The following is a 25431-nucleotide window of genomic DNA, read 5'->3' as shown; positions in this document are numbered from 1 at the left end:
AGGACTCTAATGAAAACTTTAGCATTTTTAATAATATTGCTATGCACTCTATCGTTTAATGCACTTAGCCAAAACGTCACTGAAATCCCACTTCCTGAAGAATTTGTTACAACGATGGATGTAGCAAGCGAATACCCAATGGTACGTACTGGTTATTTAACCGATTCAATTTCTGATATCACTCGCTTTTATCAGCAAAAATTAGGTGAACCTTCAAAAACAAATGGCAATAGTACATATCGCACTTTGTTTTATAATTACCAAGAACATAAAGTCCGTATTAGTCTATACCGCCGTAGTTATGTGACCGAAGTGAGTATAATGGTTGAATAAAAAGTTCTAAAAAACACGCCAAAAGCAGCTAATTTTAATGCTCAGTTAAGTATTGAATTTTAATTATAGTATTTTTTGAAATTAGCTCATTTAAACTCTTCTTTACCCTTTAAAAATAATCCCCTACCCCAAGGTCTGTTTGTAAGCACATTACTTTTACTATTTATTGGAAGGAGTTAATTATGAGTAAGACCCTAATTATTGGCGCAAGCGGACAAATAGGTAAAATGACAACTGAGCTACTTTTAGAAAATGAGCAAAATGTTGTGGCATTAGTGCGCGACAAAAATAAGTTAAGCGATTTAAACAGCTCTTTTTTAACTATTGTTGAGCAAGATCTTGAAGGCGATTTTGGTGATGCAATGAAAGGCTGTGACCAAGTAATTTTTGCTGCTGGTTCTGGTGGAAGTACAGGCGATGATAAAACTGTACTCATTGATTTATGGGCTGCAACAAAAGCAGCTACATTCGCTAAAGAGCACGGCGTTAATCACTTTATTATGGTCAGTTCAATTGGTGCTGACGATCCAGATTCGATTCAAGGTGATTTAAAACCTTACTTAGTTGCTAAGCATATGGCTGACGAGCACCTAATAAACAGTGGTTTAAATTATACCATTGTTCGCCCTGGTACATTGACTGACGATAGTGCTTCAATGCAAGTAACTACGCAGCAACCAAGTGATCGTTCAGAAGCTAAAATTAGCCGCGAAAACGTAGCTAATGCATTATTACATATTGCGACCAACTCATTTATTAGTAACCGCATTTTTAAGTTGTTTGATGGCGACAAGCCAATTAAAGCCGCTGTTAAATAAGCTTTAATACCAATTTAATTAAACGTATGAACAATTATTACAAAGAATATGTAATTCATCGATAAGGCAAAAAATTACAGTATAGTCGCTCTATATCAGTAACTTTTTGGCGCAATGAATTATTTAATCCTCTTAAATAATTTATGCTTAATAAAATTAAATTTACTCCACTAAGCAAATTAGTGGAGTAATATTTTTATACCTTGCCAACCAAGTTGTAGCGTTAATAACGTTAAAACTATCCTAAAAATATGCTTAAATTTATCCCCAGACATCCTTTTAAGTAATTTAATTCCGAACCAAGTTCCTACAGCGCCACTTATTACCATGGCAATTACAAGCGGTATCCATTGCCAAAAACTAAAGCCAACAGCGCCATAAATTATCGCTTTTAATAAATGCTGCACACTCATAATGCTCGAAAACGTTGCCGTAAATTTTAACTTTTCGTAATTATTTATATATAAACAGCTACCAACAAGTGGACCGCTTGCCCCCACAAACATAGAAATAAAAGTAGTTATTCCACCGGCGACCATACGCCACACCTTAGAGGTTAATTTTATAGGTGGCGTTTTACCCCACAGTAAATAAATAACAAAAATAGCGACCACTAACTTCATAGCATCAAGCGATATATCATCAATAACAAAACTTGATAACCCCGCCCCTACTAAGCCGCCTAACGCAAAATATACAAACATGCTTTTATCAATATGCTTAAAGCTGAGTAAAAACCTATTTGCATTAGAGCCAAGCTGTACTAAACCATGCACAGGCACAACAACTGCCATGGGCATAAACGACGCCATAACTACAAGCAGCATTAACCCGCCACCAGCGCCAAATGCAGCAGATATAAAAGAGGTAAATCCTGCCGTGATTATTAACAATAAAAACAAAAATAAAGACATGCTGCCGGGAAATAAAAAGTCCATAAAACTCCACTGCCTATTTAAATATTTTAAAGGCGCAGTATTTTAAATAATAAAAAATATTGCGCATTTACAAAATTATCAGCCCCAATCTGAGGCAATGTACAATGTTGCATTGTTTTTGCACTTTGTTTGCACATTTAACAAATATTATACATTCAACTTCATTACCGGATATTTTTGATGAGAAGATTTAACACACCAATTTTGACACCGCTTGCAGTGTGCATACTTGCACTGGGTTTAACTGCCTGTAACGGTAGCGATACTGAAAGTAGCGTTGTAACTGAAACAACCACCGATGAGGGAACTACAACAGATACTTCAACCGATTTTGTTGTAGAAGTCGACCCTTTTAACTTTGAAAGCGATGCGCTCATTTCATCAATTACCACTCAAACATGTACGCTAAGTAATGGTGATGAAGCCTCATGCTACAAAATTGATATTGCAGGTGCGCCTTCAAATTACGAGATTGGTGTATTTTGCCCTCAAAATATCACCTCAACAGCAGACGAAGCCGGTATTTGGTTTGATGGCACCGGTGAGGTTTACGATATAACCGGAGACTTTATTTTAAATCTACCTACATTATATAACGATAGTCATTGGCAGCTATACGACGAAGGTACAGGCCTTGTAAATGTAACCGACACACAAGAATCGTGTGATGGCGCTGCACGCCCAAACGTAGAGGAACAATACCAAAACCACTGCGTAGAATGCTCTATTGATTATGTTGATGGCGGTATATCAGAATCATTTTTAATTCCTATAACGCCTGTTGCAACCACTCAAAATAGCAGTATTGGTAACGCCAATGTAGGTGTTGCTCTCAATGGTGTTGTACTTGCTGCACCCGCGCCTGTTGAGGCTATTTTAGGCGCATACACTATTGCAGCCTTTGATGATTGCGCTGGCCATATTAACTTAGTAGCAGGCTATCACTACCACGGTGAAGCAGGTTGTAGCCAAACACAAATTCAATCAGACGGTCATGCCGCCATGATGGGTTATGCACTCGATGGATTTGGTATATTTGGCATGCTTAACGAAGATGGATTAGAACCCACTGATTTAGACGAATGTAGAGGCCACACCGACGATACACGCGGTTACCACTACCATGCAGCCGATGTATCTGAAAACATGTTTATTGGTTGTTTTAAAGGTGCTACCGCAAGATAACTCGCATTCTGGCCAAATAATTAACTGAGATACTAATGAAAATATTTAACGTGATAAAAGCACTAACCACTGGCTTTTTACTTGCTGCCTCATGCTCAGCGCTAAGCCATGCAGGCCACGGTTCAAACGCGCCTTGGGAAGCATGTGAAGCAAAAGCCATTAATGAAGATTGCAGCTACACAAGCCATGATAAAAAAGCGACAGGCACATGCCAAGCAATGAACAAAGTACTTATGTGCGTTCGAAATAAACCACTTGAAACATTAATAGACAAAGCAACCCAACCAGCAAGTGATCAAAAGCAATCTGTAAAATCACTCGCTAAACGATAAAGTAACAGCTACACGCCAAAGCCTTAACGCTGTTTGTTAGGGCTTTTTTAATCGCAAATCATTAGAAAGCATACCCTTTATCTGTTAAGTTAGCTTTGTGTATTAAATAATAAAAATAAAATTCCAAAAATGGAATTACACAAGCAAGGTACTAACGTGAGCGCTACATTTAAAATTGTTTTTAATGGTCAGTTATATCAAAATACTGACCTTACCTCTGCCCAAGAACAACTCAGCCAACTTCTTAATATTCCTCATAATATTGTTATTCAGTTATTTGATGGAAAAGCTTACGCTTTAAAAAAAGACTTATCGAGTATTGATGCTGTTAAAACAGAATCCTCACTTAAAAAGCTAGGTTTGATTACTAAAGTAGAACCTCAACTCATTACTGTAATCTCTCAATCTCAAAATAATCAAATAGCACTCACTGAGCACAGTAAAAATACAGATAAACACATTAGTGAAAGTACTAACGACAAAAGTACCTCAATACAAAACGAACGCCTAGATACAGACGAAGCCCCAAATACAGCTGCAGCTATTAAGCAAAGTTATAATAAATATAAACTACTGCGTAACACTTTAAAAAGCGCATTGTACTTTTGCTATTGCGCACTTTGTATTATTACCTTAGTAGGTGTAGTGATCAGTGTTAATGCACTTAAAAACAACTTTGACACTCTAAATAACACAACTACAAACAACTTAAGTTACCAAAACTATAAACAATATTTGATTGATCAAAATAGCCTAAATCAACCAACACAAAAAGTAACAAACGATCAAACAGCTAACCCTACACAGCAAAAAAGTAATGAGTACTTTAGTCGCTTTTCATCACTAATAAATAGCTACGCGCAAAGTACAGGACAAGCTGATATAAAAACGATGGGGGGTGATAAATTACAACAGCACCTACAAGAAATAGACGACCTAGGCCCTAAAAATGAATTTTGGCAGCAACTGATACAACTTTCAAAAAGCTTAGATAACGATAAGCACGCAATAGGGATGCTAAACAATACTGATCCCGCCAAAGTACAATGGATAAACGCGGTAGATTGGATCAGCCAAAGCTATATTAGGCAACATCAAAACTCGCAAACTACAAACAACTCTCCTGTCACCACCGATGAGCCAAGTAACCCCATACTTAACCTAACGTTGTTAATAAGTATGCTGTCGTTATTTAGCCTGTTTGTGATTGCAATAAAAATGAAGCTACGCGCTATAAGACATTCTTAAACTTTATTTTATAAATTCCATAAAAAAACCCGCAAATTTGGATTAACAAATTTGCGGGCTTCTTATGGTTTTCGAATAACGAGTTCGAAAACCTTTATTGGTGGAGCTGGGAGGGGGGAGCCCCGTCCACAAAGTTAAATCGAAAAACAACCTATTAAAAACAAAAATTTAGTTAAAAAGGAGATATTAGATTCTACTGTAATCTAGTCGAGACTTACTTTAACTTTTATTTATCGACATAAATTGGACAAATTATTTACTCTCTTTTCGAGGAGGCGGCATTCTTGGTGGTGGTGGTGGTGGCACACTACTTTTGCTTCTTTCAACAGGATTTTGGCTTTTATCTGACATTGCTATTTCCTTTTTGATTATTTTGTTTATTTGGTTTCCTTGGAGGAGGAGGTGGTGGTGGTGTTTGTATTCTCCGATCTTGTTCTTCCATTATTTACTTCCTCTTTATTAATAGTATGAATTGTATTTATAACTTTGTTTAATGTAGGTTTTACTTGACCATTTGTTTTGCTAGATTCACTTAAATTGAACGCGAAGTAGATTCCTACTAATAAGATTCCTATAATCAAAAAAATTGGCGAACTATAGTGGAATATTCTTGTAAAAAAACCCAAAACTTTTGGTTCTTTAAATTTGATTTTATCTAATTTTACTTTCTTTATTTTAAAATTGCTTTCTTTTCCGACTTCTTCATATTCATATAATTTTCTAATCAAGTTCGATCTTTCTCTTAAAATTGAGTCAATTCTTTTTCTATTTCTTGATAGCATTACCCCACTAAAATACATGCTAATTATTACTAATGTCATTGAGCCGGCTATAAAAAACCAACCACATATCAATAATAAGTTATTGATATGGTTATCAATAGAACTATAATTTTTACTGTAGTTAAACAAAAGACCTATTGCTACGCTTGAAATTGTTAATATAGCTTTATCAGATGCTTCTGAATTTTTTAACTCACTCTCGTCAATTCCACTTCTATATTTTAAATAATGGTCATGCTCATCATAGCAATCATCAATTTCTTTTTCGTACCTAATAAATACTTTATCATCACTCATCCACAAATCCTTGGGCCTAATCTAATAGCATCCTCTAAATGGCTTGGCGCAAAATGAGCGTAAACCATAGTTTGTTCAATCTTTGCATGACCCAGTATTTGTTGCAAGACTAAAATATTACCTGCGTTCATCATAAAGTGACTCGTAAAGGTATGCCTTAATACATGGCTAAACTGCCCGTTTGGCAGATTAATATCTGTTTTATTTACTGTACTGTAAGACGCTGAAATAACAGCTAAAGCTTAGTTGCTACAAACGTTAAACGATCATTAATAATTAAATTATAAGCATAAAAAAACCCGCAAATTTGGATTAACAAATTTGCGGGTTTCTTATGGTTTTCGAATAACGATTTCAAAAACCTTTATTGGTGGAGCTGGGGGGATTTGAACCCCCGTCCGAAAAGCCTCGACCGTCGGTACTACATGTTTAGTATTGTCATTTAATTAACCTTTAAGTCCCGGACAAACACGGTAAATAAAGGCGAGGCCGCTTAGTTTTAGCGCTTCAACCCCGGCCAGGGTTTCCGTCGCGATCAGGTGTTAGGGTGACACTCCAAAATCCAGTCCACAAGAATACATGGAAGGAGCGCTAGCCAGCCTAAGCTGCTAGAGAGTAGTTATCGTCGTTTGCGATTACTTTAGGTTGCGGCTGTTTAACGAGGCAAACCGCACCTCGACATGCACCTTGGGCTTCTTGAATTCCGTCGAATCCTAATCAGCCCCTGAATTAGTAACTCAATTCAGAGCGTGCAAACAGTATAACTGAGTAAAGTACTGATACTCAAGGCCTAGTAACGCTTTATTTTAATTGCATGTGCCAATCGCGCATTAAGTAACCAAAATTTAGTTTGTGCAAGCCTATATAAACATTTACTTAACAATGTGTTTAACCTGTGTTCAAATAAGGAGTTAAGGTTTTTGTCATTTCTAAACCTTTAGTTGTAAAAAAATAAAAATAATAACAGGCATAATTTAAGGAATTTATAAATGTCGGTTTTTTCATTTGATAAAAGTACAGGGTTTGTCTCTTTAGTAAGTCATCCTATTGATAGTGGTTTTCCTGTTACGAGTACTCAGTTAACGCAAATGCTAGAGCAATCTGAGTTTAGTGAGTACGAAGTTGTAATTGCCAATATTGGAAAGCTTTTTGCGCCAACTAAAAATTATCAGGAAGTATCGCTTGTAGTTGCTAAAGCTGTAGATGCGTCGCTTGTCATTAATATTGATGAAAAAAATATGGTCGCAGAAGCAACATTAACTACCGCTAAAGGTGGCGCACTTTTGTCTATGGAAGGCGCGCAAAAAGCACTTGCTGATGCAGGTGTTAAAAAAGGAATAAGTCCTCGTGCGCTTGATACCTTTTTAGGCCAGCAGTTTGAGCAACCAGCAGGAAGCTCTTACAGTGCCATAATTGCACATGGGCGCAATCCAAAAGAAGGCAGCGATGCTAAATTTGTGCGTTTATGCTCAACAGCTCAAGACCGAGTACTCAGCCCACAAGCTAAAGAAGGCGGTAAGGTTGATATGAAAAACCTTGGCGCTATTATCACCGTAAAACCTGGCACTCCCTTAATGCAGCGTATTGCAGCGACCCCTGGAGAAGAAGGCTATACGGTATTTGGCGATTCAATTAGTGCAAAACCAGGTAAAGATCACCAACTCCAGCCTTTCGAAGGTACAAAAGTAGATCCTAATAATCCTAATATGCTTATTGCCGACTGCAAAGGTGTGCCCGTTGCCCTACCCCGTGGTATGCGTGTAGATGACGTTTTATGCTTTGATAACGTAGATGTAAGTACAGGCCATGTTGATTTTGATGGTAGCGTAATTATTACTGGCGATATTAAAGACGGCATGCGTGTAAAAGCCAATGGTGATATTACGGTACTTGGTTTTGTAGAATCAGGAACTGTTGAAAGTAAAAGTGCGGTAACCATTATGCTTGGCGCAATTGGCCGAAAACGTGAAGGCGAGGAAGCATTTACGTGCTGTATAACCGCTCAGCGAACTATTTCGATTGGTTATGCCCAGTACTGCGACATTAAATCCGAACAAGATTTATTTATTGAACGCCAAACTCTGCATTGTGATTTGAGTGCTAGGCGATTAATACGTGTAGGCAAAGCAAATGACCCGCGAGGTAAAATTATTGGCGGTAATATTTTAGATGCTATGCGCATTGAAACAGGTGAACTAGGCGCGCCAGCCGGTACTAAAACGCGCGTATTTTTAGCACAGCTCTGGTTTGAGCTTCGCCAAAAGCAAACACAAATAACCGATTTTGAAAAAGTACTTGCAACCAAAGTAGCGGCTTTACAACAAGCTCGTGAAAAAGCGAGTAAAATTGCGGGGGCAGCTCAGCGCCAGCAATTCATGAATAAGATAACTGAAAATGAACAACATATAAAAATACGCTCTGCCCATATTAATCGTCAAAAACTACTTATTAAGCAAAAAATAACGCAATTACTTGCCAGTAGCCGTTTAAAAGTAAACGAATTAATGCACCCTGGTGTGGAGCTTAAAATAGCGAAAGATTCTAAACAATTTTCGCGTATTTACCCGCCCCACCTAGTTAAGCTAACTGAGGGTAAAATTACTCAGACGTTTTAGCGTCTTCGTCATTTTTTGTTTCAGTTTCAGTTTCAGCGTCGCAATCATCTAGCGGCGCTAATGGCCAACCACCTAATTGCTGCCAGCGGTTTACTATTAAACAATAAAGCTCAGCTGTACGTTCTGTGTCGTAAAGCGCTGAATGCGCTTGGCTGTTATCAAACTCGATACCAGCCGCTCTACATGCTTTTGCTAATACAGTTTGCCCTAACGCTAAACCTGCTAAAGACGTTGTATCGAAGCTTACAAACGGGTGAAATGGCGTACGCTTAATGTTATTACGCTCTATTGCTGCATTTAAAAAGCCATGATCGAATGCGGCATTATGCGCCACAATAACTGAGCGTTGGCACCCAGCAGCCTTTTGCGCTTTGCGTACTACTTTACATATTTCTTTAATTACTTCATCTTCAGGTACTGCGCCACGTAATGGTGAAAACGGGTCTATACCATTAAAGTCGATGGCGGCTTGTTCTATATTAGCGCCTTCGAATGGCTGAACATGAAAATGAACAGTATGATCTATGCTGAGCAATCCTTCGTCATCCATTTTTAAAACAGAGGCTGCTATTTCTAGTAAGGCGTCTGTTTCTTTGTTAAAACCTGCAGTTTCAACATCAATAACAACAGGAAAAAATCCACGAAAGCGTTTTGCGAAAGGTGTTTGCTCAGTATTTGCCATAGTCTTCTTTGTTTATACGTGTAAGCTGACTATTATGTCAAAATTGATGCCCCCTAGGCTAGGGGATTTAAGTATTTATTGCTTTAAAATTGTAGGCACATAACTTGCTTTAACTTATAGGTTAGTTATACAGAGAACAAACTAATCATTGCAGTCATAAATTTGCCAAATTATTGGCATTCCCGGATAGCTGGAGAGCACCATGAAGTATAAGTTGTTATTTATTAGCCTTAGTATAAGTGCGGTGCTTTACAGTACTCACTCGCAAGCTGCTATGCGCCAATACACAGCAACCCAAGACAACTCCAACTGGGAAGTCGTTAAAACAACGCGCTTACAATGCCAATTAAATCATGAAGTTCCTTATTACGGCGAAGCTATTTTTAAAGCTTCAGCAAGTAAAAATAAAAACTTAACATTTAATTTAGATATGGTTGTACGCCCAGATAACTACGCAATTGCAGGTTTAAAAGCAGTGCCACCTACATGGCGTGCAGGATTGCCCGCTCGCGATATTGCAAACATGAAATTACTTAAAAAGTTTGATGGCGAGCTAGGCAATAAAACCGCATGGGAAATGCTTACCGAGCTTGAAAAAGGCTACTACCCTACTTTTTATTATCAAGACTGGCAAAACAGTGCCGATAAAATTGCCGTTGGTATATCGAGCGTAAACTTTAAACAAGCTTACTGGGCTTTTTTACAATGCCGTGATGAGCTACTCCCGTACAGCTTTGAAGATATTTCGTTTACTGTAATGAACTATCAATCAAACAGCAGTAAATTAACTAAATCGTCGCAACAACGTCTTGATAAAATTGCTGAGTATTTAAAAAATGATGCAAGCATAGAGTCCATTAGTATTGACTCATACACTGATAGCTATGGCGGACGCTGGAATAACTTAGATTTATCGCGCAAGCGCGCCAAAACTATAAAAGATTACATGGTGAGCTTGGGTGTTGATGAAGCCAAAGTACAAACAACCGGTTTAGGTGAAAAACGTTTTGTTGATAATAACGATAATATTTTAAGCCGAGACAAAAACCGTCGTTTGATTATTCAAATAGAAAAAATGTAGTAAAGCTAATTTGTGTTTACTTTTTTCGCTTTAAAAATTTATCACCAAATTGAAAAAAGCCCAGACTAATTAAAATAATAACCGCACCAATTATTAACTCTTGGCTTAGTGACTCATTGTTTAGCCAAGCTCCCAAACCTAGCGCAAAGCTAGGAGTTATAAGAGTAGTAAGTGATACCGTACTCGCATTTAGGTTTTGCAGTACATGAAAATACGCCAAAGCCCCTACTAAAGATCCAAATATTCCTAGATAACCAATAGCCCACAATGATTTTGCACTCCAGTTTTGTATATGCAATTCACCGTCTAATAACCACCACGCAATAAAAAAGAGTGGAGTTACAAAAACTAAGGCACCAAATGTTGTTGCCATTGGATGAATCGCAATCTGTACGCGCTTGATCATCACACCACTTAAACTAAAAAAGCAGACCGCCATAAACACATAAAGTAACCCAAGCCCTTGAGTTTGCGAGTTTTGTACTTGGTTATAACTAACAAAATATAAGCCAATTAAGGCGCACGCTAACGCAACTAATTTAATCGGGCTAAATTTAGGCTCATTTAATAGCTGTTGAGCAAGCAATCCCGACAAAATAGGTGCAAGGCCAAACATAAGCGAAATAATACCAGAAGGCACTGTTTTAGCTGCCATATAGCTTAGTAACATGCCACCAAAAATACCTATACTCGAATAAAAGTAAAGTAGGCATGCGTTTTTACTCCAAGGCACTCTAATATTTGTAATAGCAACAATTAAGCCGCCTAACAATAACCCCACCAGCATCCGCATTAACACTGCAAGTGTTGGCGATACAGTGTCACTACTCCACACTATACCCAGTGGTGTAGTAGACCATATAAGAACCATTAAAAAATACGATACTTTAACTGGCACGTGCCATCCTTACGCTTTATATGAATGAATAAAACAAAGAATAAATTATACGCTCACCACCGTGTTTTTGTACTTTTTAAACGCTAAAGCCCTTAATAAATACAGTTGTAAATTGTAAGTTACATTTTTATACCGCTCTTTTATTACAAAACTATTTGAGATTTGAGCAACTAGTTATATGGTGCATCAATATTAATAATAATTAAGGTAATTAAGTGCTTAAAAATAAAACAACTGGAAGCATGTTAATTGTTGCAGGCACCACTATTGGTGCGGGTATGTTGGCATTGCCAATTGCCTCTGCTGGGCTTGGGTTTAGTACTGCACTTGCATTAATAATTGCTAGCTGGTTATTAATGACCTACACCGCACTACTCATGTTAGAGCTACACCAATATGCACCACGCGATGCAACATTAAATACATTGGCTAAATTATGGCTTGGAAAACGCGGACAATACATCGCGAATTTTTCGATGGTTTTTTTATTTTACGCTTTATGCGCTGCTTATATTGCAGGTGGTGGTGCACAACTTCAAGCGCGTATAAATATAGGCTTTGATGTAGATATAGCCCCACAGTTTGGCTCTGTGATCCTCGCTATTATTATTGCAAGTGTGGTAACACTAGGCACTAGCAAGGTAGATAAACTAAATAGAGTGTTATTTACAATAAAAATTATTGTATTAGCTAGTTTGTTTTACATGCTTACCCCTTATGTACAAGGTAGACACTTATTAGAGATGCCCGTAGAGCAAGGATTAATCCTTTCGGCTATACCGGTTATATTTACTTCGTTTGGTTTTCATGGCTCTATCCCTTCTATTGTTAAATATGTTGGTGTAGAAATAAAAGTACTGCGCAAAGTAATGATTGCTGGAGCCGCCCTACCTTTAGTTATTTATATTTTTTGGCAACTACTTAGCCAAGGTATTATGAGTCAAACTGATTTACTCAACAGCCAAGGTCTTAATGGGTTTGTATCTAGCGTGGCTAGTATTGCGCATAACCCAAGTGTGGCAACCGCCGTTAAGTTATTTGCTGATTTAGCACTTGCGACATCGTTTTTAGGGGTAAGTTTAGGGTTATTCGATTTTTTTGCTGATGCATTTAAAAAGGGTGACAATAAAACAGACCGAATTAAAACGGCCTTAATTACGTTTATTCCGCCACTTGGCTTTGCATTATTTTATCCTCAAGGCTTTATTATGGCTTTAGGGTACGCTGCGATAGCACTTGTCGTCCTGGCAATATTTTTGCCTGTAGCAATGGTTTATAAACAGCGTACAACATCAAATAAAACAGGCTACCAAGTTAAAAGCGGGAATGTTGGGCTTGGTATAGCAGCTATATGTGGCATAACTATTATTGCTGCGCAGTTTATGCAAATGGCGGGGCTTATTCCTGCTATCGGTTAAAGATTGCTGCTAATTGTTTAAATTTAGATAATAAAAAACCGCACATCATTAGAAATGATGTGCGGTTTTTTATATTAACTGCGTTTATTTAAAAACGTCAGCTACAGCATTTGAAAAGTATTCAATATTTGAATGACTAACACCTGCAACATTTACGCGGCTAGAGCCAACAATGTAAATGCCGTACTCTTTTTGTAGGCGAGCAATTTGCTCTTTGTTAATACCTAAGAAAGAAAACATACCGTTTTGGCGCTCAATAAATGAGAAGTCTTGCGCAATATCTTTCGTTGCTAAGCTTTCTTTAATTAAGCTACGTAAGCCATTTATGCGGCTACGCATTTCATCAAGCTCAGAGTGCCACAATTGTGTAAGCTCAGTACTGCTTAAAATAGTATTAACAATATCGGCACCATGCGCTGGCGGCATTGAGTAAATACTACGCACAACGCTTAGCATTACAGAGTTTGAAATATCAGCTGCTGCGCTGTCTTTTGCAATTAGTGAACATGCACCAATACGCTCGCGGTATAAGCCAAAGTTTTTAGAACATGAAGAACAAATAATTAGCTCTTCTACTGCATCAGCTAAAATACGTAAGCCGCGTGCATCTTCTTCAAGTGAAGCACCAAAGCCTTGGTATGCAATATCAACAAGTGGTGTAAAGCCAACTTCTTTTGCAAGTTCAGCAACCGTGTTCCACTGTGTTTCGCTTAAATCCATACCGCTTGGGTTATGACAACATGCATGTAGTAAAACCACATCGCCTTTAGGCACTTGTTTAAGTGTGTTGATCATTTCATCAAACAGTAAATCTTTATTTTCGTAATCGTAATATGGGTATTCTTTTACTGTTAAGCCTGCAGCTTCAAACAAGCTAATGTGGTTAGCCCATGTTGGGTTAGTTACCCAAACAGTCGCGTCTGTATTACAACGCTTAATAAATTCAGCTGCAACACGAAGTGCACCCGTACCACCTGGCGCTTGCGCAGTACGTACGCGATTTGCTAGCAATGCTTGATGCTCGCCTAATAGTAACTGCTCCATTTTTTGGCAGTAATCTAAATTACCCGCTAAACCAATATAAGATTTGCTCATTTCGTTTTCAAGACGAAACGCTTCAGCTTTTTTTACCGCTTTAAGAACCGGTGTATTGCCTTGCTCATCTTTGTAGACACCTACACCTAAATCAATTTTATTAGGGTTTGTATCTTGTTTATAGGCCGCCATAAGGCCAAGAATAGGATCTGTTGGTAATGGTTTTAATACTGAGAACATTGGCTATCTCTTATCGTTATTTAGGGGTTAGCTGTTAAGCTAAGCTTAACATAAAAGCACATCATATTGACTAGCGTTATTTACGCTAGAAAGTGAGGAATTTTAATACAACATGCAATTAAAACGGCAAGCGTCTTTTCATCAAAAAAATCATTTTTAAAGGCTTCTGCATCTACAATACCAACACATTCATTTTTTGCGTTGAATAAAGGTAAACAAGTTTCTGACTTAACTTTAGGATCGCATGTGTAGTATTCACCGCCTTGTGATAAATACGCTTCAACGTTATTAATAATGCGACCTTGATGAGATAGCGCAACTTGTACGTTATTACTCCCTGCTGCAAATGCTTGCGTTAAAGGAAACAACGGGCGACTAGGCGCACCATGATAAGCTAATTTTAACAGTTGCTTACCTTCACTTGTATTAGTTGATTGATAAATACCATACCAATCAACGCCTGTTTGCTGTTCGATGTAGCTTACAATACTTTGTAAATTAGCTAACTTAAGTTGTGTTTGCTCATCACCTTTAAGATAGTCAGTTAATTTGAATGGCTCATCTTGTAAGTAACCAAATAAACTACACGCTCCGCCCTCGCCAAGCTCAGGTATTTGATACTCCCAACGCACATCAGGTAAAGTTGAGTTTGTAAGATGCAGATCAAGCTTTTCAAGCTCTGTTGCAATCAAAGTAGGATTAGCACTTAATTGTGCTTGTTTTAGGTAAGAAGAAATCATTTGGCCATCCATACATCTAAAGTTTCGAGAATAATAGCATGGATATTTTTACAGAGCTAGCTCAACTTGTAGCACATTTCAACTTGGTTACCACTGGCGTTATAAGTAACTTTTTCGGCTATTTCTTCTAATAAAGACACGCCTCTGCCAAATTCATTATTAACCTTTGACAACTCATCTTGCTTACTACTAAACCCTCGGCCTGAATCACAAATAATAAAATATAAACTGAGTGTGTCGGGGCAATAGCGCATATCAATAATAATCATGGCATCGGTAAGTTTAGCCAGAGCTGCTTCTCTTAATTCGTAATATCGAAAAAAACCATCTTCTTGTTTTTTAATTTCGGAGTTAAGCCCTAATACACCATGATCAAGCGCGTTATTATAAGCCTCAGACAACAGTAAAAATATATTAGAACGATGGGCATTTAATCCCTCAACACTGCTCAAAATATTAACGACGTCGTAAACGGGGTCTGTTTTTTTTATTTGTTCTGAGTTTAAACTCAAAGATAAATTAAAAGCTAAAGTAGAAAATGCTTCTCGCTCTTGCTCCTCAGGAATTAAAGGCAGGCAGTTTAGTAAAACAATGCTTAAATCGTCTTGTTGTTTAGTACCATCTGCAAACTCAGTAACGTTAGCAACTATATCTTCACTACTAATCATCGACTTACTTTTTAAGGTTTGCAAAAAACGTTCTTCCCCAAAAAATATATCTTTTTTGTTTGCTGTTTCTATAATTCCGTCGGTCGCTAATACAAGGCGAGTATTACTATTTGTTTCAAAATGAATAACTTCATATTCAAATTCTTGTTCATCTAAAATCCCTAGCGCCATATGCTGTGATTCTAATGTTTGTTTTACATTACCGTCTTTATCTATTAGGTAGGCATCGGGTAAGCCGCCCATCCATGCAGAAACACTTTTACCTGATGCACTAAGCTCTATAATGGTTGCAGCACAAAACATATGCCCAGGTAGTAGGTTGTACAGTAGTGTATTTAGCTCACAGGCAATATCGTTAACCGCCATGCCTTTTTGTACCATAGTATAAAAAACACGAGAAGTTGGTAATGCACCAATAGCTGCTGCAAGGCCGTGACCCGTAAAATCTCCCAACATGCAATACAAATTACCGATTGGGCTTTGCGCTACTAAAAACATATCGCCGTTAAACATAGAGGCCGGTGATAAATTAAAATCTAAATACTCTTTAAACTTACCTTGGTTTTCTAATGAGTTATTAAAAATATGCTCAATTATTTCGTGTTCACGTTCAATTTGATTATGATGATATTCAAGCAATTTCTTTTGTTGGTTTGCTTTTTTACTCAGCTCTCTGGTGCGAATATGTGCTTTAATTTTTGCATGCAGAATAACTTTTTCAAATGGTTTATGAATAAAGTCATCGCCACCCACTTCGAGGCAGCGCTCAAAACTTGCTTGATCTTCTAAGGAGGTTATAAAAATAATCGGTAAGTAAACTTCACTATACTGCTGCTTTATTTTTTCAGCAGCTTCAAAACCATCCATTACAGGCATTAAAACATCAAGTAAAACAACGTCTATTTGCTCTCTTTTAAGTACATTAAGTGCATCTAGCCCGTTATAAGCCACTGATATTTCATAACCCTCTTGCTCAAGCATTTTACTTAGTAAAATGCGATTGAGCGCCTGATCATCTACAATTAACACATGTATCATTAGCTAATATCAAACTTTTTATCAAAACGTGAAATTTGTAGAATTTTTCTAAGCTGTGGTTGGCAATTGCTTATTTCGATAGTTTTCACTTGGCTATCAATTGTTTTTTTCATGTTAAGTAACATGCCAAGTGCTGAGCTATCCATGTAGTCAGTCTCTCTTAAATCGATAATAACCTTTACTGTTTTTTCGCTCATTTGGGCATAAGCTTGGCGAAAAGATTGCACTAAATTAAAGTCAAATTTACCTTTGATTTGTATTGTTAATGTAGTGCCATCGACTGATTCATTCTTAGTTAAACTCATATTAAACTCCAATAATATTTCCTTTGAACTAAATATAACCTGTTAAAAGTATTTAGCAAAAAGAAAAACACACAACTTCAAATTTGCTATCATTTACGCCAATATTTAATTAATTTTTATCCATAAAGGTAAGGTATGAGTGATAGTCACTTAGTATATTCAACAAGTACGGGGCGCATTGACCAGCCAAAACCAGAAAAAGAGTTAGAAGCTAAGCTTTTTAAAGATGGTTTTATTCGCATTGAGCGTCAAACAAAAGGACGTAAAGGCAAAGGCGTAATGTTAGTTGTAGGCATTGATCCAAAAGATCATGATTTGAAAAAGTTAGCTAAAACTATAAAAAGCAAAATGGGCCAAGGCGGCGCAGTAAAAGAAGGCATTATTGAAGTGCAAGGTGATGACCGCGATAAACTAAAAGCCATTTTAGAAGCGTTAAAATTTAAAGTTAAAATTGCGGGTGGTTAACCCGCAATTTTATTAACTACTTACTTCGCTATTTGAGAGTTCATTTAACCTTTCATACAATTTTGGTAGTTCGTGCTCAGCAATTGGTTTACTAAAATAATAGCCTTGTACAATGAAGCAATTATTATTTTGTAAAAACTGCATCTGCTCTATTGTCTCAACCCCTTCTGCGACCACGTCTAGCTTTAACTTTTGCGCCATGGCAATAATAGCGGCAGTAATTTCCATATCATTTGTATCCTCAGGGATATCTTTTACAAATGAACGGTCAATTTTCAATATATCAACCGGGAATCGTTTTAAGTAACTGAGTGACGAATAGCCAGTACCAAAATCATCAATAGAAATAGATATACCTAAGGCTTTAAGCTCGTGGAGTTGTGTAATTGCAGCTTCTACATTTCCCATTAGCATACTTTCAGTCAGCTCTAAGTGAAGGCGCTTAGCCGAAACACCCGTCCTAATTATCATTTTACTCAGTGTTGAGACTAAGCTTGAGTCTTTGAACTGGCGAGCCGATAAGTTTATCGATATATTATTTTCTAAGCCTTGCTTTGTTAATCTTACGGCAAAATCACAAGACTCTTGAAGCACCCATTCGCCTAATTCAACTATAAGGCCTGTCGCTTCTGCAATAGGAATAAATTTATCTGGAGGGATTGCGCCTTCAGTTGGGTGGAACCATCTTAATAACGCTTCATAGCCAATGACCTGATGAGTACGACTATCAACTTGAGGTTGGTAGTAAACTACAAACTGTTTTTCTTTTAGTCCTATACGTAGCTCATTTTCAATAAATAAACGCTCATTAGCAGCTGCGTTCAATTCTTGGCTATAAAAATGGAATGTATTACGCCCTTTTGCTTTTGCCTCATACATAGCTAAGTCAGCATGTTTTAATAACTGATCTTCTTCTAGGCTATCGTACGGAGCCATTGTAATACCAATACTCGCGCTCACAATAACTTCATTACTACCTAGTTTTATAGGCACATTCAGTGTTTTTTGAATTGTATTGGCAACATCAGTCGCGTGAGCTTGGCTTTCTATACCACTGAGTAATACTGCAAATTCATCACCACCTAAGCGCGCTATGGTGTCCTCGGCTCGTAAACGTTTTTTAAGTCTGTTTGCCACTTCAATTAATAATTGATCGCCGGCATCGTGACCTAATGTATCGTTAATACGTTTAAATTCGTCTAAATCAAAGTAAAACAATGCAAATGCATAGTGCCCACGTTCTGCTAATGCCATTGATTTACGCAATTGCATTCTAAAAAACGTTCTGTTGGCAAGGCCCGTAAGGGTGTCAAAGTAAGCAAGCTGCTCCATTTTACGCTGGCTTTCTTTTACAAACGAAATATCTTGTGCAGATGCTACATAGCTGGTTATTTCACCGCCCTCTTCACGAATTGGCGAAACACTTAAAGACACCCAAATTGGCTCTTTATTCAAGCCTTGAATTAATGTATCACCGCGCCAGTAATTACGGCTGCGTAAATCTATGTCTATATCTTCAACTAAAATAGACATTTCTGAGGCAATAATATTAAGTAATGGTGCTCTATTAAAATGACTTTCTGGGTAGCCTGTCATTTCGAGCATTTTTGGATTTACGTATTCAATTACAAAATTCTCATCGGTGATCACAACACCAGTGCCCGAGAATGCTACCGCTTTAGATAAACGGTTAGCTGCTTTTTCAGCAATTTCTTTTTCTGTAATTCTCTGGTTTAAGCCATCGATAAGTTTGCGAATTTCTACCGTCATGTCTCTAAATGAGCCATTAAGCGTGCCAATTTCGTCTTTGTTTTCTGGTGGGAATTCTGTAGTTAATTGACCTTTGCCAAAACTTGTAACTGCATAAACCAAAGTATGTAAACGGCGAAGGACTAGTTGATAAAGCGCTTGATGCAGCAATAAGGCAACTAATATTGCGTATAAAATAAAGAGACCAAAAAACTTCAGTTTTAAATCTTGTAATGCAGATAACGTAGATGAACGCTTTTTATATACCCCTATGTACCAATCTAAGTCATCAATCTTACGAATATTGATAATATGAGCTTCGTCATTTTTTTCAAACGAATTTGCGTATTCAGGTAACTTCACCGCAATTACATCGTCAATAATCGACTGCAGCGCTGGGTTTACAAATTCATTAGTAGCGAGTGCTTTATTATCACTACCATAGTCGGCTAGTAAGGTCGGATTTAGATCTGGGTGTGCTAACAATTGCCCTTTACTATCAAACACAAGTAGGTGTTTTTCTTTATCACCAACAGGTAAAAACGAAATAAGTTTGTTGAGGGAAATATCGCTCCCCGTCACACCTAAAAACTCATTATCGACATAAACTGGCACTAGTAAGCTAATAACCCATTTGCGCCATACTGTATCGTAATAGACTTTTGACCATGCAGGCTCTCTTACTGTTTCAAGCGTGCTTTTAATCGATTTATAGGTTGAGCCATTCGTTGCTCTAAAGTCGGCAGGTGCGTTTAATGCCCAATTTGGAGGAGAAACACGAATAAAATCATCATCTGTTATTAGATAAAAGTTAAAAAAGTCGTGTACCAGTGTAGGAGAAATTATACGCCACAGCATCTCAGAATCATTAAATAGGCGTTTATAAAAAGGAGAGTAATTTTGCTGTGGTAAAAATGCTGCTGATAAACCATCAGCAGAGGCACTTCGAATCGTACCGTCACTATTAAATTGTAACTGTGATTTATTGCTTAAATTAATTGGTGAATTGGGTTGAAAAAGTTGTTGTGTTACTACGTTATTAGCTTGCTGAGCAATATTTACTTTTGTTTTAATGCGCTCATTAAATTGCTTCACTAATAAATCTGTCGAGCTTTTTAAAACTTCGTGTTCTTCAAAAACGAGTTGTTTCTCTTCAGATTTAAGCATTAAGGCAGCCGCACATACCCCAGCTATTAAGCAAATAGCGGATATGAGTAGCGATAGTTTTACACTTAAAGAATTCAATCCAAAACGCGATGGAGGGCGTCTGTAAACCACGGGTCAACCTTAATTATTAATAATTGTTATTATTTGAACCAGTTAACGAAATATACCAGATCCGCATTCATATTTATAAATTATTTGTAAACTTTCTATAAAAACTAATATAGGGAAATAAATAGTACTCTAAGCTTATTTAGATCTTTATTGACATTGTTAGCAACTCTCCATACATTAACTGTATGAATATATTTATCTCTCGCACTTTTTTTTCGTTTTTTAGCTTCTTTATATAGAAGAGGCTTCCCTGTTTGTGAGATAAAATCAATCGAATAGTAAAGCCTCCCAACCGGGAGGCTTTTTTGTTTTTGCTGTGTAATAACAGCCTACTTTTGGAATGAGGATACCAAAATGACAAATGATGTATTAAATGCACTAAGACACGATATAAATGAAATAGACTCCGATTTACTCGTGTTATTAGCTAAACGTCGTCGTATTAGCCACGGTGTGGTTGAGTATAAAATTGCTAACAACAAGCCAATTCGCGATGAAGCACGTGAACTCGCACTTTTAGAGAAACTGATTGGTTATGGTAAATCACTAGGTTTAGATGCTTACTACGTGAATAATGTTTTTCAAACTATTTTGGAAGACTCTGTTTTACACCAACAAGCAATGTTACAAAAAAATCTGAATCCAGATGCCCTTAGTGAAACACACCGTGTAACTTACTTAGGTGGTCAGGGTTCTTATAGCCAACTAGCATGCCATAAATATTTTAGCCGCCGCCCGGGTAAATTAGTTGAAATTGGCTGTACATCGTTTGACGAAATAACAGGTAAAGTAGAAAACGGCCAAGCTGATTTTGGTTTATTACCCATTGAAAACACAAGCTCTGGCAGTATTAACGAGGTGTTTGACTTATTACAGCACGCGCAAGTGTCTATTGTTGGAGAAGTAACTCACAGTGTAGAGCATTGCTTACTCGCCAACCCCGATACTGAACTTAGTCAACTAACAAAAATATTTGCACACCCACAACCATTTGCGCAGTGCAGCCGCTTTTTACAGGGCTTAGGTGATTTACAACACGAAACATGTGACTCAACATCAAGCGCGCTACAATCAGCTCTGAACACACCATACAGTGCTGCAATTGGCTCTGCACAAGCGGGGAAAAACGTAGGGCTTGAGGTTATTAAATCAAACCTAGCTAATCAAAGCGAAAACCATAGCCGCTTTATTGTTGTTGCACGTAAGCCTCTACAAGTGTCTAACCAAATTCCAACTAAAACTAGTTTGATCATGTCGACAAAACAACAAGCGGGCTCACTAGCCGATGCGTTAATGATTTTTAAGCAGCATAAGATTAATTTAGTAAAACTTGAATCTCGCCCTACTCCGGGCAATCCGTGGGAAGAAGTTTTTTATGTTGACCTAGAAGCAAACTTAGCTGAAAGCCAAGTAAAAGAAGCGCTAGAAGAACTTAAAGAGCACACCCAATATGTACGTATTTTAGGATGCTACCAAAGCGAGTCACTACAGGCAGTAAGCGTAAATACTTAATAAGCAATTTTACAAATCAAAAAGGGCCGATATCGGCCCTTTTTCGTTAACTAGTACCAGTCTGCATAAATATTTTAGCAATTTAACGAATTAAATCCCCATACTTAAGCAAACGGTATAACAAATATTAATCTAAAACTTTTGAATCATTCGCTTTATTTAATAAGCTCCTGCTTTGCGTTAAAAAGTGTTCTGTCGAGTCAGAAAAGTAAACTTTAGCCTCAGCAAAAGAATCAATAAGCGCTGCTTTATCTCCCGCTTTTAATTTTGCTAATGTACTTGCGAAGGTATCTTGGTACTGTGCAAGTAAGGTTTCTACATCATCAAATTGTGCTAGCATAATATCTGAGTAAAGCTCAGGCGACTGCGCAAATAAACGCCCTACCATCATCAGTTCTAATTGATATATAGGTGACGAGCAGCTACGTAATTCTTCTAGTGTATGACTTTGTTTTGCTAGAAATTGTCCGTACACAAATGTCGTTAAATGGCGCATTACCTGAATAATTTGCATTGCTTCATCATGCTTTTTAGCATCAAGCTCAACAAGCTGACAACCCCATACTTGTAACTGCTGTAACAAACCTTTTGCCGCTTGGTGTTCTCGCCCTTCACATACAACAACTGTTTGTTTTACCCAGTGTGATATATCAGGCCCAAACATAGGATGTAAACCAACCACAGGGCCACTGTGCGCAGCTTTTAGTGCTTTAATAGGCGATTGCTTTACCGATGTAATATCAACTAGTAAACAGTCTTCATCTAGTTTAGGTAACTTAGCAACGACAGCGTCCAATGCATTAATAGGTACGCTAATCATTACCAGCTTGGCACCTTTTAAAATACTTTTAGCATCGTTTTGCTGATCTTTATCTAAAATTTTAACTTCGTAACCTGAGCGAATAAACTGCTGTGCAAATAACTGGCCCATGGCACCTTGACCACCCACAATCACAATTGGCGAAAGCTCTGGCGCTGCGCATGCAAGTTTTGCTTGTTGGTTTTGATAGGCTTCTCGCATCATGCGTCTTAGTATATCTTCAACGAGATCTGGGCTTACATTTTGATTTATTGCTTCTTGTCGTCTTGCCGCTAATAGCTCTGCTTCACGGACAGGTGCATGTAAAGGCGCGCCTGTTTGTTGTTTTATCTCACCAATTTTTTGCGTAATACCATTACGTTTAGCGAGTAAAGCAACAAGTTGTGCATCGCATTCATCTATACCTTCTCTTAGCTGTGCTAAATCACTTATGTCAGCCACGTTCGTCCCACCTTAAAAAACCAAATAACGTAAATATAAATTTACATAAAAGTAAACTAATCAATACGATAAATACTAACAGGATCAGCTAACTGAGAAAAGGCTAAAGAGGAAATTTTACTAATGAGGAATTGAGAATTGAGAATTGAGAATTGAGAATTGAGAATTGAGAATTGAGAATTGAGAAAATAATATTCTAAAACCAAAACGGGTTGCAACCCGAAGGATGCAACCCGTTTTTTTGCGTTGATAAACAGCGCGTATTAGTTAAGTTTTTCTCTAATACGTGCAGATTTACCAGAACGCTCACGTAGATAGTAAAGCTTAGCACGGCGAACTGCACCGCGACGCTTAACTGTTACGCTATCAATAAGAGGGCTGTGCGTTTGGAATACACGCTCAACGCCTTCACCGTTCGAGATTTTACGAACTGTGAATGCTGAGTGAAGACCACGATTACGCTTAGCGATTACAACACCTTCAAAGGCCTGTAGACGCTCTTTAGCACCTTCTTTTACTTTTACCTGTACAACCACTGTATCACCAGGGCCAAATGCAGGTACGTCTGTTTTAAGCTGCTCATCTTCAAGCGCTTTAATAATATTTTGGTTTACTTTTGCCATTATGTTTCTCACTTTCCTAGGTGTAACTGTCTTCTAGCCACAAGCTTTTTGGTACTCTTGCTGAAATTTCGCGAGTAATACCGCTTGCTCCTCAGTCAGAGCTAGGTTATGCAACAAGTCAGGACGTCGTAACCAAGTTCTGCCTAATGACTGCATAAGCCGCCATTTTGCTATCTCTTGGTGGTTACCACTGAGTAATACAGCAGGAACCTGTTTGTCGTCCAATGTTTCTGGTCGTGTATAGTGTGGACAATCTAACAAGCCATCCGAAAATGAATCTTGTTCCGCTGACTGGTTATGACCTAACACACCTGGCACTAATCGCGCTACTGCGTCAATTAATGTCATGGCAGGTAGTTCACCACCACTCAAAATAAAATCACCAATTGACCATTCTTCGTCAACATATGATTCTATTATTCTCTCATCTATACCTTCATAGCGACCGGCAATCAAAATCAGTTTTTTAGAGTTAGCGAGTTCGCTAGCACCTTGCTGATCAAGTTTGCGCCCTTGCGGGGACATATAAATTACTTTAGCACCATCACCAGCTGCTTTTTTAGCTTCGGCAATCGCTTTTTTTAATGGCTCAACCATCATTAACATACCAGGTCCGCCCCCGTAAGGACGGTCATCTACGGTTCTATGCTTATCTAAAGCGTAGTCTCGCGGATTCCAGCAGTTAAAATCAATTAAGCCATTTTTTACTGCGCGACCGGTAACACCTTGGTCTGTAATAGCGTCAAACATGTCTGGAAAAAGGCTTATCACCCCTACCCATAATGAACTAGTTTGCGTCATTAAAAACCAGGATCCCAGTCTACGGTAATTTCTCTTGCGTCGTATTTAACTTCTTTAATAACTGAATCAGTTAAAAAAGGAATCAAACGCTCAGCTTGACCAAATGCGTCTTTACTGTTTGCTTTAACAACCAGTACGTCATTTGACCCTGTCTCCATCAGGTCATCAACAATGCCTAAGCTATAACCTTTATCGGTTACAACAGACATGCCAATGAGATCTCGCCAATAGAACTCACCTTGCGGGAGTTCTGGTAAATGCGCTGCATCCATTGAGATTTCAGCATGGGTATAAGCCATTGCTTCGTCTCGGTCGTTTACCTGCGCAAATTTAGCGATAAAGCCTTTGTTGTGGCGACGCCAGTCGACCACTTCTAAGGACTGCCATTTACCTTGCTGCCCTATCAACCACGGGCTGAAATCGAAGATCCCTACGGGATCATCAGTAAATGAATGTACCTTAAGCCAGCCCTTTATACCATATGGGGCACCGAGCTTTCCTACGACAATTATTGATGAGGTGTTCTCTTGACTCATGGTTACACTTACGCCTATTAAGCCGCTTTACGAGCGTCTTTTACTAACTTAGCTACGCGATCTGAAAGAGATGCGCCCTGACCTACCCAGTGTTCAACACGTGGTAAATCTAAACGAATTTTTTCTTCTTGACCTGAAGCAATTGGGTTAAAAAAGCCTACTTTCTCGATGAAGCGACCGTCACGCGAGAAACGGCTATCCGCAACCACAATTTGATAGAAAGGGCGTTTTTTAGCGCCACCACGTTGCAAACGAATAGTTACCATACCGTCCTCTATAAAGATTGACTGTTTTCATTAATAAGATTTACTCCCCAGAATGGGGAGCTGGGGAATTGTACGAGTTTTTGGCAATAACGCAAGTAAGAAGTGAACCAAAAAGGCAGTTTAGTAGGTTAAACCGTGATCTCAACGACAAATAAGAGTTAAAGGTGTATTACATGCATAATTTATTCAACAAAAAAGGAGCTATTTGCTTAATGCCGATCAGTTAAGAAAATGACCGGTTGACCGATCCAAACGATCATGCAAAATCCGTAGTTAGGAAACTAACT

Annotated in this window: 24 protein-coding genes, 1 other RNA gene, 1 pseudogene and 1 other annotated feature; of the genes and pseudogenes, 10 read left to right on the top strand and 16 right to left on the bottom strand. The window is 38.0% G+C overall.

Annotated elements, in window-relative coordinates:
* Positions 1 to 9: 9 nt before the first annotated feature.
* Together I6F54_RS15730 and I6F54_RS15725 are read left to right on the top strand one after the other, a co-directional pair.
* Positions 10 to 333, top strand: a complete 324-nt coding sequence (locus I6F54_RS15730) for a hypothetical protein (RefSeq protein WP_197142229.1) — start codon at positions 10 to 12, stop codon at positions 331 to 333.
* 182 nt (positions 334 to 515) lie between these two features.
* Positions 516 to 1151, top strand: a complete 636-nt coding sequence (locus I6F54_RS15725; protein WP_007581997.1) for an NAD(P)-binding oxidoreductase — start codon at positions 516 to 518, stop codon at positions 1149 to 1151.
* Between the two features lie 179 nt (positions 1152 to 1330).
* Here the strand turns inward: I6F54_RS15725 and I6F54_RS15720 are convergent, their stop codons facing one another.
* Positions 1331 to 2089: a sulfite exporter TauE/SafE family protein gene (locus tag I6F54_RS15720; protein ID WP_197142227.1), complete on the bottom strand. Its 759-nt coding sequence runs from the start codon at positions 2087 to 2089 to the stop codon at positions 1331 to 1333.
* Positions 2090 to 2269: 180 nt separating this feature from the next.
* On the opposite strand from I6F54_RS15720, the gene I6F54_RS15715 reads away from it, so the two are divergent.
* The 3 genes from I6F54_RS15715 (at position 2270) to I6F54_RS15705 (ending at position 4854) form a co-directional block, all read left to right on the top strand.
* Positions 2270 to 3274 carry a YHYH protein gene (locus I6F54_RS15715; protein ID WP_197142225.1) on the top strand — a complete coding sequence of 335 codons (1005 nt, stop codon included), beginning with the start codon at positions 2270 to 2272 and terminating at the stop codon, positions 3272 to 3274.
* 35 nt (positions 3275 to 3309) lie between these two features.
* On the top strand, positions 3310 to 3606 hold the full coding sequence (locus tag I6F54_RS15710; protein WP_007581994.1) for a hypothetical protein: 297 nt from the start codon (positions 3310 to 3312) through the stop codon (positions 3604 to 3606).
* A gap of 156 nt (positions 3607 to 3762) precedes the next feature.
* Positions 3763 to 4854: a hypothetical protein gene (locus tag I6F54_RS15705; RefSeq protein WP_331461809.1), complete on the top strand. Its 1092-nt coding sequence runs from the start codon at positions 3763 to 3765 to the stop codon at positions 4852 to 4854.
* 377 nt (positions 4855 to 5231) lie between these two features.
* Here I6F54_RS15705 and I6F54_RS15700 read toward each other — a convergent pair whose 3' ends face one another.
* The 3 genes and pseudogenes from I6F54_RS15700 to ssrA form a co-directional block, all read right to left on the bottom strand.
* Entirely contained in the window at positions 5232 to 5933 is a 702-nt protein-coding gene (locus tag I6F54_RS15700; RefSeq protein ID WP_165729162.1) for a hypothetical protein, read from the bottom strand.
* Positions 5930 to 6121, bottom strand: a pseudogene (locus I6F54_RS15695) (tyrosine-type recombinase/integrase); the annotation flags it as partial. The pseudogene I6F54_RS15695 and the gene I6F54_RS15700, both read right to left, overlap by 4 nt.
* A 180-nt stretch (positions 6122 to 6301) precedes the next feature.
* Positions 6302 to 6658: a transfer-messenger RNA gene (gene ssrA / locus I6F54_RS15690) on the bottom strand.
* Positions 6659 to 6922: 264 nt separating this feature from the next.
* Between ssrA and I6F54_RS15685 the strand changes: the two genes are divergently transcribed.
* The gene (locus I6F54_RS15685) at positions 6923 to 8548 is read left to right on the top strand and encodes a DUF342 domain-containing protein (protein ID WP_197142221.1); all 1626 of its coding nucleotides are present in this window, start codon (positions 6923 to 6925) and stop codon (positions 8546 to 8548) included.
* Here the strand turns inward: I6F54_RS15685 and rnt are convergent.
* Positions 8532 to 9230, bottom strand: coding sequence for a ribonuclease T (rnt, locus tag I6F54_RS15680; RefSeq protein WP_197142219.1), 699 nt, complete (start codon positions 9228 to 9230; stop codon positions 8532 to 8534). The genes I6F54_RS15685 and rnt overlap by 17 nt on opposite strands.
* Positions 9231 to 9432: 202 nt before the next feature.
* Here rnt and I6F54_RS15675 point away from each other — a divergent pair, with 202 nt between their 5' ends.
* Complete coding sequence (locus I6F54_RS15675) at positions 9433 to 10311, top strand: flagellar protein MotY (protein ID WP_007581990.1); 879 nt, start codon at positions 9433 to 9435, stop codon at positions 10309 to 10311.
* A gap of 16 nt (positions 10312 to 10327) precedes the next feature.
* Here I6F54_RS15675 and I6F54_RS15670 read toward each other — a convergent pair whose 3' ends face one another.
* Positions 10328 to 11209, bottom strand: a complete 882-nt coding sequence (locus I6F54_RS15670) for a DMT family transporter (protein ID WP_165729159.1) — start codon at positions 11207 to 11209, stop codon at positions 10328 to 10330.
* 215 nt (positions 11210 to 11424) lie between these two features.
* Here I6F54_RS15670 and I6F54_RS15665 point away from each other — a divergent pair, with 215 nt between their 5' ends.
* Positions 11425 to 12627 carry an aromatic amino acid transport family protein gene (locus tag I6F54_RS15665; protein WP_197142216.1) on the top strand — a complete coding sequence of 401 codons (1203 nt, stop codon included), beginning with the start codon at positions 11425 to 11427 and terminating at the stop codon, positions 12625 to 12627.
* A gap of 84 nt (positions 12628 to 12711) precedes the next feature.
* On the opposite strand, the gene I6F54_RS15660 is transcribed toward I6F54_RS15665, so the two are convergent.
* From I6F54_RS15660 to I6F54_RS15645, 4 genes are all read right to left on the bottom strand, one after another.
* Positions 12712 to 13902, bottom strand: coding sequence for an amino acid aminotransferase (locus tag I6F54_RS15660; RefSeq protein WP_197142214.1), 1191 nt, complete (start codon positions 13900 to 13902; stop codon positions 12712 to 12714).
* An 80-nt stretch (positions 13903 to 13982) separates the two neighbouring features.
* Entirely contained in the window at positions 13983 to 14642 is a 660-nt protein-coding gene (locus I6F54_RS15655; protein WP_197142213.1) for a GAF domain-containing protein, read from the bottom strand.
* Positions 14643 to 14698: 56 nt separating this feature from the next.
* Positions 14699 to 16348: a SpoIIE family protein phosphatase gene (locus I6F54_RS15650; RefSeq protein WP_197142205.1), complete on the bottom strand. Its 1650-nt coding sequence runs from the start codon at positions 16346 to 16348 to the stop codon at positions 14699 to 14701.
* Entirely contained in the window at positions 16348 to 16653 is a 306-nt protein-coding gene (locus tag I6F54_RS15645) for an STAS domain-containing protein (protein ID WP_002962948.1), read from the bottom strand. Before I6F54_RS15645 ends, I6F54_RS15650 begins: the two co-directional genes overlap by 1 nt.
* Positions 16654 to 16788: 135 nt before the next feature.
* Between I6F54_RS15645 and I6F54_RS15640 the strand changes: the two genes are divergently transcribed.
* On the top strand, positions 16789 to 17118 hold the full coding sequence (locus I6F54_RS15640; protein WP_007581414.1) for a translation initiation factor: 330 nt from the start codon (positions 16789 to 16791) through the stop codon (positions 17116 to 17118).
* A gap of 12 nt (positions 17119 to 17130) precedes the next feature.
* Here I6F54_RS15640 and I6F54_RS15635 read toward each other — a convergent pair whose 3' ends face one another.
* On the bottom strand, positions 17131 to 20145 hold the full coding sequence (locus tag I6F54_RS15635) for a bifunctional diguanylate cyclase/phosphodiesterase (protein WP_021032079.1): 3015 nt from the start codon (positions 20143 to 20145) through the stop codon (positions 17131 to 17133).
* Between the two features lie 192 nt (positions 20146 to 20337).
* Positions 20338 to 20455, top strand: a sequence feature (Phe leader region).
* Positions 20456 to 20499: 44 nt separating this feature from the next.
* On the opposite strand from I6F54_RS15635, the gene I6F54_RS15630 reads away from it, so the two are divergent.
* A complete protein-coding gene (locus tag I6F54_RS15630) occupies positions 20500 to 21657 on the top strand; it encodes a chorismate mutase (protein ID WP_007581410.1) in 1158 nt (385 codons plus the stop codon).
* Positions 21658 to 21784: 127 nt separating this feature from the next.
* Here I6F54_RS15630 and tyrA read toward each other — a convergent pair whose 3' ends face one another.
* The 5 genes from tyrA to rpsP form a co-directional block, all read right to left on the bottom strand.
* A complete protein-coding gene (gene tyrA, locus I6F54_RS15625; RefSeq protein ID WP_165729153.1) occupies positions 21785 to 22918 on the bottom strand; it encodes a bifunctional chorismate mutase/prephenate dehydrogenase in 1134 nt (377 codons plus the stop codon).
* 263 nt (positions 22919 to 23181) lie between these two features.
* Positions 23182 to 23541, bottom strand: a complete 360-nt coding sequence (gene rplS, locus I6F54_RS15620; protein ID WP_007581406.1) for a 50S ribosomal protein L19 — start codon at positions 23539 to 23541, stop codon at positions 23182 to 23184.
* Between the two features lie 33 nt (positions 23542 to 23574).
* Positions 23575 to 24342: a tRNA (guanosine(37)-N1)-methyltransferase TrmD gene (trmD, locus tag I6F54_RS15615; protein ID WP_007581405.1), complete on the bottom strand. Its 768-nt coding sequence runs from the start codon at positions 24340 to 24342 to the stop codon at positions 23575 to 23577.
* Positions 24342 to 24878, bottom strand: coding sequence for a ribosome maturation factor RimM (rimM, locus tag I6F54_RS15610; protein WP_010554631.1), 537 nt, complete (start codon positions 24876 to 24878; stop codon positions 24342 to 24344). The genes trmD and rimM overlap by 1 nt, the downstream gene beginning before the upstream one ends.
* A 17-nt stretch (positions 24879 to 24895) precedes the next feature.
* Positions 24896 to 25144: a 30S ribosomal protein S16 gene (gene rpsP / locus I6F54_RS15605; protein WP_002962192.1), complete on the bottom strand. Its 249-nt coding sequence runs from the start codon at positions 25142 to 25144 to the stop codon at positions 24896 to 24898.
* Positions 25145 to 25431: the final 287 nt, after the last annotated feature.

The sequence above is a fragment of the Pseudoalteromonas sp. SWXJZ10B genome, assembly GCF_015864475.1.
Classification (GTDB): Bacteria; Pseudomonadota; Gammaproteobacteria; order Enterobacterales; family Alteromonadaceae; genus Pseudoalteromonas; species Pseudoalteromonas arctica.
The sequence above is the reverse complement of the archived record's forward strand: the minus strand, read 5'-3'. Positions and strand labels throughout refer to the sequence as shown.

Excerpts from the sequence above, each read along its gene's own strand:
- I6F54_RS15645 (WP_002962948.1), bottom strand. The coding sequence starts at position 16,653 with ATGAGTTTAACTAAGAATGAATCAGTCGATGGCACTACATTAACAATA.
- I6F54_RS15630 (WP_007581410.1), top strand. The coding sequence starts at position 20,500 with ATGACAAATGATGTATTAAATGCACTAAGACACGATATAAATGAAATA.
- I6F54_RS15655 (WP_197142213.1), bottom strand. The coding sequence starts at position 14,642 with ATGATTTCTTCTTACCTAAAACAAGCACAATTAAGTGCTAATCCTACT.
- trmD (WP_007581405.1), bottom strand. The coding sequence starts at position 24,342 with ATGACGCAAACTAGTTCATTATGGGTAGGGGTGATAAGCCTTTTTCCA.
- rnt (WP_197142219.1), bottom strand. The coding sequence starts at position 9,230 with ATGGCAAATACTGAGCAAACACCTTTCGCAAAACGCTTTCGTGGATTT.
- I6F54_RS15650 (WP_197142205.1), bottom strand. The coding sequence starts at position 16,348 with ATGATACATGTGTTAATTGTAGATGATCAGGCGCTCAATCGCATTTTA.
- rimM (WP_010554631.1), bottom strand. The coding sequence starts at position 24,878 with ATGAGTCAAGAGAACACCTCATCAATAATTGTCGTAGGAAAGCTCGGT.
- I6F54_RS15720 (WP_197142227.1), bottom strand. The coding sequence starts at position 2,089 with ATGGACTTTTTATTTCCCGGCAGCATGTCTTTATTTTTGTTTTTATTG.
- I6F54_RS15640 (WP_007581414.1), top strand. The coding sequence starts at position 16,789 with ATGAGTGATAGTCACTTAGTATATTCAACAAGTACGGGGCGCATTGAC.
- I6F54_RS15710 (WP_007581994.1), top strand. The coding sequence starts at position 3,310 with ATGAAAATATTTAACGTGATAAAAGCACTAACCACTGGCTTTTTACTT.
- I6F54_RS15660 (WP_197142214.1), bottom strand. The coding sequence starts at position 13,902 with ATGTTCTCAGTATTAAAACCATTACCAACAGATCCTATTCTTGGCCTT.
- rpsP (WP_002962192.1), bottom strand. The coding sequence starts at position 25,144 with ATGGTAACTATTCGTTTGCAACGTGGTGGCGCTAAAAAACGCCCTTTC.
- I6F54_RS15715 (WP_197142225.1), top strand. The coding sequence starts at position 2,270 with ATGAGAAGATTTAACACACCAATTTTGACACCGCTTGCAGTGTGCATA.
- I6F54_RS15700 (WP_165729162.1), bottom strand. The coding sequence starts at position 5,933 with ATGAGTGATGATAAAGTATTTATTAGGTACGAAAAAGAAATTGATGAT.
- I6F54_RS15730 (WP_197142229.1), top strand. The coding sequence starts at position 10 with ATGAAAACTTTAGCATTTTTAATAATATTGCTATGCACTCTATCGTTT.
- I6F54_RS15725 (WP_007581997.1), top strand. The coding sequence starts at position 516 with ATGAGTAAGACCCTAATTATTGGCGCAAGCGGACAAATAGGTAAAATG.
- rplS (WP_007581406.1), bottom strand. The coding sequence starts at position 23,541 with ATGGCAAAAGTAAACCAAAATATTATTAAAGCGCTTGAAGATGAGCAG.
- I6F54_RS15685 (WP_197142221.1), top strand. The coding sequence starts at position 6,923 with ATGTCGGTTTTTTCATTTGATAAAAGTACAGGGTTTGTCTCTTTAGTA.
- I6F54_RS15675 (WP_007581990.1), top strand. The coding sequence starts at position 9,433 with ATGAAGTATAAGTTGTTATTTATTAGCCTTAGTATAAGTGCGGTGCTT.